The 8,225-nt window shown below is 33.3% G+C and carries 8 protein-coding genes and 1 tRNA gene; all 9 read left to right on the top strand.

What is annotated here, in order from left to right:
* Positions 1-1,806: gliding motility-associated C-terminal domain-containing protein (locus Q0829_RS21650; RefSeq protein WP_298546874.1), on the top strand; the 1,806-nt coding region annotated here is incomplete at its 5' end.
* A gap of 55 nt (positions 1,807-1,861) precedes the next feature.
* Complete coding sequence (locus tag Q0829_RS21645; protein ID WP_298546872.1) at positions 1,862-2,821, top strand: type IX secretion system membrane protein PorP/SprF; 960 nt, start codon at positions 1,862-1,864, stop codon at positions 2,819-2,821.
* Between the two features lie 66 nt (positions 2,822-2,887).
* The gene (locus Q0829_RS21640; RefSeq protein ID WP_298546870.1) at positions 2,888-4,846 is read left to right on the top strand and encodes an OmpA family protein; all 1,959 of its coding nucleotides are present in this window, start codon (positions 2,888-2,890) and stop codon (positions 4,844-4,846) included.
* 263 nt (positions 4,847-5,109) lie between these two features.
* Positions 5,110-5,628 (top strand): isopentenyl-diphosphate Delta-isomerase, encoded by a 519-nt coding sequence (gene idi, locus Q0829_RS21635; RefSeq protein WP_298546868.1) that lies wholly within the window; start codon positions 5,110-5,112, stop codon positions 5,626-5,628.
* Positions 5,625-6,035 (top strand): 6-carboxytetrahydropterin synthase, encoded by a 411-nt coding sequence (locus Q0829_RS21630; protein WP_298546866.1) that lies wholly within the window; start codon positions 5,625-5,627, stop codon positions 6,033-6,035. Before idi ends, Q0829_RS21630 begins: the two co-directional genes overlap by 4 nt.
* A 5-nt stretch (positions 6,036-6,040) precedes the next feature.
* Complete coding sequence (locus tag Q0829_RS21625; RefSeq protein ID WP_298546864.1) at positions 6,041-6,502, top strand: peroxiredoxin; 462 nt, start codon at positions 6,041-6,043, stop codon at positions 6,500-6,502.
* Positions 6,495-7,472, top strand: coding sequence for a type I phosphomannose isomerase catalytic subunit (locus Q0829_RS21620; protein WP_298546863.1), 978 nt, complete (start codon positions 6,495-6,497; stop codon positions 7,470-7,472). Before Q0829_RS21625 ends, Q0829_RS21620 begins: the two co-directional genes overlap by 8 nt.
* Before the next feature lie 58 nt (positions 7,473-7,530).
* The gene (locus Q0829_RS21615; RefSeq protein ID WP_298546861.1) at positions 7,531-7,797 is read left to right on the top strand and encodes a hypothetical protein; all 267 of its coding nucleotides are present in this window, start codon (positions 7,531-7,533) and stop codon (positions 7,795-7,797) included.
* A 57-nt stretch (positions 7,798-7,854) separates the two neighbouring features.
* Positions 7,855-7,928, top strand: a tRNA-Thr gene (locus Q0829_RS21610).
* Positions 7,929-8,225: the final 297 nt, after the last annotated feature.

Genomic DNA, 8,225 nt, shown 5'->3' with positions numbered 1-8,225 from the left:
ATTACCGATGATAATGCAGATGTTGGAAGTATAGTTGGTAGTCCAATTTTAACTTTAGCCCCAGGCGCAAGTGTAACTGTTACAGCAAATCAAACGATTACACAATCAGATCTTGATGCTGGTTATATAGAGAATAGTGCTACAGCAACAGGAGACAGCCCATTAGGAGGTCCAGATGATGTTAGTGATGATTCTGATGCTGGAGATGAAAGTGTTGAGACACCGAATGGAGATGGTACTACGGATATGGATCCTACAAATGATCCAACAGTTACTGTTATTACACCTGATCCAAGTTTAAGTGTTATCAAGACCGTAAGAGTTGCCGGAAGTGCATTGAATGATGTTATCGAGTATGACATTGTAGTTACCAATACCGGAAATGTTACTTTAACGGATATTGAAATTACCGATGATAATGCAGATGCAGGAAGTATAGTTGGTAGTCCAATTTTAACTTTAGCCCCAGGCGCAAGTGTAACTGTTACAGCAAATCAAACGATTACACAATCAGATCTTGATGCTGGTTATATAGAGAATAGTGCTACAGCAACAGGAGACAGCCCATTAGGAGGTCCAGATGATGTTAGTGATGATTCTGATGCTGGAGATGAAAGTGTTGAGACACCGAATGGAGATGGTACTACGGATATGGATCCTACAAATGATCCAACAGTTACTATTTTAGATATAAATCCTGAATTGACATTGGTTAAAACAAGTTTAGCTAGCGGTTCTAATGTAGGAGATGTTATTACCTATACATTTACAGTTACAAATACTGGTGATGTAACAATAGATAATATATTTATTGATGATATCCTAACCGGAAGCATAAACCTTTCTGTCAATCCATCCATATTAGCTCCTGGCGAAGAAGGTATAGCAACGGCAGAATATGTGATTACACAAACAGATATTAATAATGGAGAAGTAATCAATAGTGCTACGGTAATGGGTGAAGATCCGAATGGAGACGGTGTGATGGATGTGTCTGATAATGGTGATGAAACTGTTGATGATAACGGTGATAATGACCCAACTAATGATGAGACAATAACACCTATAGAGCAGTTGCCTAATTTGGCTTTAACTAAAACAGGTATTTATGTAGATGTTAATGGAGATGACCTGCCTAACGTTGGTGACGAAATTCAATATACATTTACAGTAGCGAATACAGGTAATGTTGACATTGTTAATATTGTTCTTACAGACCCATTAACAGGCATTGTATTGACTGGAGGGCCAATTGATCTATTAGTTGGTGAAACAGATACTACTACATTTACCGCAACGTATGTTTTAACAGCCGAAGATGTTTTATTAGGAGAGGTATTAAATCAAGCTACCGTTACTGGTCAAGATCCAAATGGTAACGACGTGATAGATCTATCAGACGATCCAATAGACACTACCGATGTAGATCTTGATAATGATGGTGATGCAGAAGATGAAACGGTAACCATTATCGAAGGAGTATTTACAGATGAAGATGACCCTATTATTGTGTACACAGGTATTAGCCCTAATGGAGATGGAATTAATGATGACTTTAGAATTGTAGGGTTAAGAAATTTCCCTGACAATACATTAAGTATTTATAACAGATGGGGAGTTCAGGTATTCGAAGAAGAAGGATATGAGCAACCAGGTGTAGAATTATTTAAAGGAATTAGTAACGGAAGGGTTACCATTTCTCAGAAAAATGAACTGCCTGTTGGTACTTATTACTATGTTTTAGAATATGTAAATGCGAGAGGACTGAATACATATAAAGCAGGTTACTTATACATAAACAGATAAATTTATATTTGGAATAGTATATATTTGTTATTCCCTAAATCAAATAATGATACTTATGAATAGACTATTAACAATATTTATGCTTGCTATATTTGGCTTAATAGCAAATTATAGTATTGCACAACAAGATGCTCAGTATACTCAATATATGTATAATACAATTAGCGTAAACCCTGCATATGCAGGTAGTAGAGGTGTTATGAGTATAATGGGATTACATCGTAGTCAATGGGTTGGATTAGATGGAGCCCCAAGAACCCAAACATTAACATTAAATACACCAATAGGTGATAATAATAAAGTTGGGTTGGGACTATCAATAGTTAATGATGAAATAGGTCCAACTAATGAAACATACTTCGACATTGATTTTTCCTATACAATTCCTACCTCAGAACGAGGAAAACTAAGTTTTGGAGTAAAAGCAGGAGGGCATTTGTTAAATGTTGATTTTGATAGACTATCACAATTTGAAACAGGAGATCCTCTTTTTGGTAATGGTAATATTGATAATAAATTTAGTCCTAATGTAGGTGTTGGGTTTTACTATCATACAGATAAGTTTTATGTAGGATTAAGTGCTCCAAATTTATTAGAAACGGACCATTTTGACGAAGGAGCAGAAATAGATGATAATGGTAATTCATCATTTATTGCAGAAGAACGGATTAATTATTACTTAATAGCCGGACATGTTTTTGACCTTAGCGATACTGTAAAGTTTAAACCGGCTGTATTAAGTAAATTAGTATTTGGAGCTCCACTACAGGTAGACGTCTCTGCTAATTTTTTGTTGTATGATAAATTAACATTGGGTGTCGGTTACAGATGGAGTGCAGCATTTAGTGCTATGGCAGGATTTCAGGTGTCGGATTCTTTAATGATAGGTTTTGCTTATGACAAAGAGTCCACAGAATTAGGAAGAACACAATTTAACGATGGTAGTTATGAAGTAATGTTACGTTTTGAACTATTTAGAAAGTATAATAGAATGCTAACGCCTAGGTTCTTTTAATCGTAAAATATTACATAATTCGGATAAGTTAATTTTTAGATTACATAAAATATAGCCAAAAATAAAATGAAGGGATTATTACACAAATTATTATTTGTTATTGTTGGATTTTTCTTTGTGAACTCCATGTTCTCTCAGGAAAGAAAACTAAAATCGGCACAGAATCAGTATGACAAATACGAATATATTAATGCACAAGAGACGTATCTTAAAGTTGTAAAAAAAGGATACAAGAGTGCAGATTTATACAAGAACCTCGGAAACAGTTATTATTTTAATAGTCAATTTGAGGAAGCTTCTAAATGGTATGAAGAATTAGTAAATTCTTACCCTACTGAAGTGGAACCAGAATATTATTTCAGGTATGCGCAGACATTAAAATCTGTAGGACGTTATGATGATGCAGATGTGTATATGAAAAAGTTTGTAGAAGCTAGTTCAGATGACCAACGTGCTCAATTGTTTCAAGATGAACCAAATTATCTGAAACGAATAGATTTTCAATCAGGAAGATTCGAGATAGAGAATTCTTCTATTAATTCTTCATTCACTGATTTCGGTTCTGCTTTTTTTGGAAGGTTTGTAGTTTTTAGTTCTTCTAGAGACACACTTTTATTCAAAAAAAGTGTACATCAATGGAACGAAGAACCATTTTTAGACTTATTTAGGGCAGAATATAACCCTACTAATGGCGAACTTTCTGAAATAGAAAAGTTCGACAGTAAAATAAACAGCAAGTTTCATGAATCCACACCGATTTTTGCAAAGGATGGTCAGACAGTATATTTTACTAGAAATAATTATGATGGTCGAAAATATGGAAACGATAAAAAAGGAACGAATCGATTAAAAATTTATCGTTCATATAAGAATACGCAAGGAGGCTGGACAACACCTCAAAATTTACCTTTTAATAGTGACCAATATTCTACAGCACATCCAGCACTTAGTGTAGATGAGAAAACATTATATTTCTCATCAGATATGCCAGGTGGAGAAGGACAATCAGATATTTACGAGGTTGCAATAAATTCTGATGGAAGCTTTGGCGAACCTAAAAATTTAGGTAATAGAATTAATACCGAAGGAAAAGAAACTTTTCCTTTTGTAAGTGCTAATAATGATCTTTATTTTGCTTCTGACGGTCATATTGGATTAGGAGGGTTGGATGTTTATGTAACCAGGCTAAATCCTCAGACAGATGAGGAAAAACTAGTAGTTAATATAGGTAAACCAGTAAATGGTCCAGATGATGATTTTGCTTTTATAGTTGATGATAAATCCAGAAGAGGCTATTTCTCTTCGAACAGAGATGGCGGTAGAGGTAAAGATGATATCTACAGCTTTTTACAGTTAGAAGACCTTAAAAGCTTCTGCGAAATTACAATTGCCGGCGTAGTAAAGGATGAAGATACTCAAGAATTATTACCAGGTACAAAAGTTTCTATTTATGACAGTAGTAATAATCTATTAGAAAGTTTTATTGTTGGAGATGATGCAGCATATAGTCACTTAGTTAAGTGTAGTTCTAAATATTTTGTACGTGCAGAAAAAGAAGAATATCTTACTCTAGAAAAGCTGGTTAATACACCAGGAGAAACAGAAACAGTAGAGGTGCCGTTATTGTTAGAGAAAAAAGTGAAATCTGCTGATGTAGGAGATGATTTAGCTAAGGTGTTATCTCTAAACCCTATTTACTTTGATTTTGATCAATCTTATATACGCGCTGATGCTGCAGTAGAATTAGCCAAGGTCATTGAGGTAATGAATCAATATCCAGAGATGAAAATTGATGTAAGATCACATACAGATAGCCATGGTGATGATGCTTACAACCTTTGGTTATCAGAACAGAGAGCAAAATCTACTATTAAGTATATGATTACTAAAGGAATTTCTTCAGACCGATTAACGAGCAAAGGATATGGAGAAACACAACCTGTAAATGATTGTGGAAATGATTCTAATTGTAGAAAATCAGAATATCAATTAAATAGACGAAGTGAATTTATTATTGTTAAATAATATATAATAACGTTGTATAGGCCAGTAATGAATATTGGTCTACCTAAAAACACCTTATTTATTAGGGTGTTTTTTTATTAATAAGTAAACTACCTCAGGGCAAGCCCATGAGGCATTAGATAGAAAATAATTTTAGATTTCGAGGCAAGCCTCGGAGCATTTAAATCTTGATTATCGAGTAAACAATTCTTTATTTTATGCCAAAAATAGGATAGATTATGAATTGCTACTACGATTTCGTAGTTTTGAGCCAATACAAACAAATGGAAGAAGAAAAAGTCATTTTAGTAAATGAAAATGATGAGCAGATTGGGTTAATGCCTAAGCTTGAAGCACATGAAAAAGCACTATTACATAGAGCGTTTTCTGTTTTTATTCTTAATGATAAACAAGAATTAATGCTACAACAACGAGCTCAACATAAATATCATTCACCAGGGTTATGGACAAATACTTGCTGTAGCCATCAACGAGAAGGAGAAACCAATTTGGAAGCAGGAACTAGAAGATTGCAGGAAGAAATGGGATTTACTACTCCGCTTAAAGAAACCATATCCTTTATTTATAAAGCGCCATTTGATAATGGTCTTACCGAACATGAATTAGATCATGTCATGGTTGGGCACTATGAAAATAATCCAGAAATCAATCCAGAAGAAGTTGCAGATTGGAAATGGATGGCGATTGAAGATATAAAAGAAGATATGGCAAAGAACCCTAGCCTTTATACAGCTTGGTTTAAAATTATTTTCGATAAATTTTACTCACATATCACATTATGAAGATAAAAGCCTGTAGGAAAGCACATTTTAACGCAGCACATCGGCTATTTAGAAAAGATTGGAGTGATGAAAAAAACACTCAGATTTTTGGAAAATGTAGTAATCCTTTATATCATGGACATAATTATGAATTAGTCGTTGCCGTAATAGGCGATATTGATCCTGAAACAGGTTTCTTAATTGATTTAAAAATATTAAAAGACTATATTAAATCTGAAGTGGAAGATTATATGGATCATAAAAACCTCAATGAAGAAGTTGAAGAGTTTAAGAATCTAAACCCTACTGTAGAAAATATAGCTGTAGTAATATGGAATAGACTTCGAAACAAGTTAGAATCAAAATATGATATAGAAGTAACCCTATATGAAACTCCGAGAAACTATGTAATCTATAATGGTAAATAATAATTATGGGATTAGAAGTAGGAGATAAGGTTCCTGAATTTTCAGCTAAAACAGATCAAAGAGAAGAATTCTTTAGTAGTGAATTTATTGGTAAGAAGCCTTTAGTAGTTTATTTTTATCCTAAAAACTTTACTCCAGGATGTATAAAAGAAGCTTGTGACTTTAGAGATAGTTATGAAGATTTTAAAAATATAGGGGTAGAGGTTATAGGAATAAGTTCGGATAGTGTAAAATCACATGAAAGATTTAAAAATAAATACAGATTACCATTCATTTTTTTATCAGATGAGAAAGGCAATTTAAGAAAGCTTTTCGGAGTAAAAGCAAGCCTTTTCGGAATGTTGCCAGGTAGAGAAACCTTTGTGATTGATAAAGAAGGGATAATTAGGCTAAAATTTAATAGTATCAATGCGTCACAACATTTGAAACAAGCTATTAAAAAAACCAAAGAAATGATGAATGAATAAAGATTCACTATATATATTAAAATTTAAACCAATCCTTAAAGAAAAGATATGGGGAGGTTCTAAACTAAACAATCTTTTAGGTAAAGAACCAAAAGGTTCTTCTATCGGTGAAAGCTGGGAAATAAGTGATGTAGAAGGAGAACAATCTGTAGTGATTAATGGATCTTTTGAAGGAAAAACGTTAAAAGATCTTTTAATTTATCATCAGGAAAAACTGGTAGGTGAAAAGAATTTTAAACGTTTTGGAACTAAATTTCCTTTACTAATTAAGTTTATTGACGCCAAGGAAGATCTTTCTGTACAATTACACCCAGGTGATGAAATAGCCAAACGAAAACATAATTCTCTTGGTAAGACTGAAATGTGGTACGTTACTCAAGCCGACGAAAATGCTAATATTATTATTGGTTTTAATCAGAAAGTAAGTCCTGAGTTGTATCAAAAACATGTCAACAAAAAAACTATAAAGGATATTCTGCATTATGAACCAGTATCTTCTGGAGATACATTTTTTGTATATTCTGGATTGATACATGCAATCGGAAAAGGAGTATTATTGGCAGAAATACAACAAACATCCGACATAACATATCGCGTTTATGATTGGGATCGTAAAGATACTAATGGAAGTTATAGAGAACTTCATCAAGAAGACGCTTTAGAAGCAATAGATTTTAATAATAATACGGATTATAGGGTATCCTATGACTCCAAGAAGAATGAAGTAACAGGTTTAGTTAATTGTCCGCATTTTATAACTAATATTATAGAAGTCGATTCGGAAGTTTTATTATCACATAAGGTATTTGATTCTTTTGTGATATATATGTGCGTAGAAGGTGAAGCAGAAATAATTAATGGCGAACAGAAAATAGCTATCAGCTTAGGAGAAACCATTTTGGTTCCTGCATCTATAAATGAAGTAAAAGTTATCTCAAAAGGAGTAAAACTTTTACAGACCTATATTTAAAACTAAAACCGTTTGATAAATGGTTTAAAAGACTAATTTTGCATAAAATATATTAAAAATGGCAAATAAAAGAAATCTAAAGAAAGATATTAACTACGTATTAGGTGATATCATTGAAGAAGTGTATATCTGGGAAGAAAATAATCCTGATAAGGATAAAAAAGCAGGAGAAGTTATTATTGATGAGGCAATCACATCTTTTGATGCATTTATGGCTAGAGTTAGTGATCGTAATGTAGAAAATGCAGCGAAACACTTTAAGTCTATTAAAGAAGATTTAGAAAAAACAGCTAAGTCTTTAGCTGAAAAAGTAAATTCATTATAATTTTTTTTAAAAAGTATTTGTAAATATGATTACAGAAATTATATTTGCAACCGCTTTGCCGATGTAGCTCAGCTGGCTAGAGCAGCTGATTTGTAATCAGCAGGTCGTGGGTTCGAGTCCCTCCATCGGCTCTTTAACGTGTAAATCCTAATTTCGAAAGAAGTTGGGATTTTTTTATATGCTATAAATACGATGAGACGAGAAGTTTATCCTGAGCTAGTCTGCTGATAAAGCTGGCGTATAGTCGAAGGGAGTCCCTCCATAGGCTCTTTAAAGTGTAAATCCCAATTTCGAAAGAAGTTGGGATTTTTTTTTATATGCTATAAATACGATGGGACGAGAAGTTTATCCTGAGCTAGTCTGCTGATAAAGCTGGCGTATAGTCGAAGGGAGTCCCTCCATCGGCTCTTTAAAGTGTAAATCCCAAT

The sequence above is a fragment of the uncultured Aquimarina sp. genome, from assembly GCF_947492405.1.
Taxonomy (GTDB): Bacteria; Bacteroidota; Bacteroidia; order Flavobacteriales; family Flavobacteriaceae; genus Aquimarina.
This window is presented reverse-complemented; position numbering and strand designations above follow the sequence as displayed.

Excerpts from the sequence above, each read along its gene's own strand:
- Q0829_RS21625 (WP_298546864.1), top strand. The coding sequence starts at position 6,041 with ATGGGATTAGAAGTAGGAGATAAGGTTCCTGAATTTTCAGCTAAAACA.
- idi (WP_298546868.1), top strand. The coding sequence starts at position 5,110 with ATGGAAGAAGAAAAAGTCATTTTAGTAAATGAAAATGATGAGCAGATT.
- Q0829_RS21615 (WP_298546861.1), top strand. The coding sequence starts at position 7,531 with ATGGCAAATAAAAGAAATCTAAAGAAAGATATTAACTACGTATTAGGT.
- Q0829_RS21645 (WP_298546872.1), top strand. The coding sequence starts at position 1,862 with ATGAATAGACTATTAACAATATTTATGCTTGCTATATTTGGCTTAATA.
- Q0829_RS21640 (WP_298546870.1), top strand. The coding sequence starts at position 2,888 with ATGAAGGGATTATTACACAAATTATTATTTGTTATTGTTGGATTTTTC.
- Q0829_RS21630 (WP_298546866.1), top strand. The coding sequence starts at position 5,625 with ATGAAGATAAAAGCCTGTAGGAAAGCACATTTTAACGCAGCACATCGG.
- Q0829_RS21620 (WP_298546863.1), top strand. The coding sequence starts at position 6,495 with ATGAATAAAGATTCACTATATATATTAAAATTTAAACCAATCCTTAAA.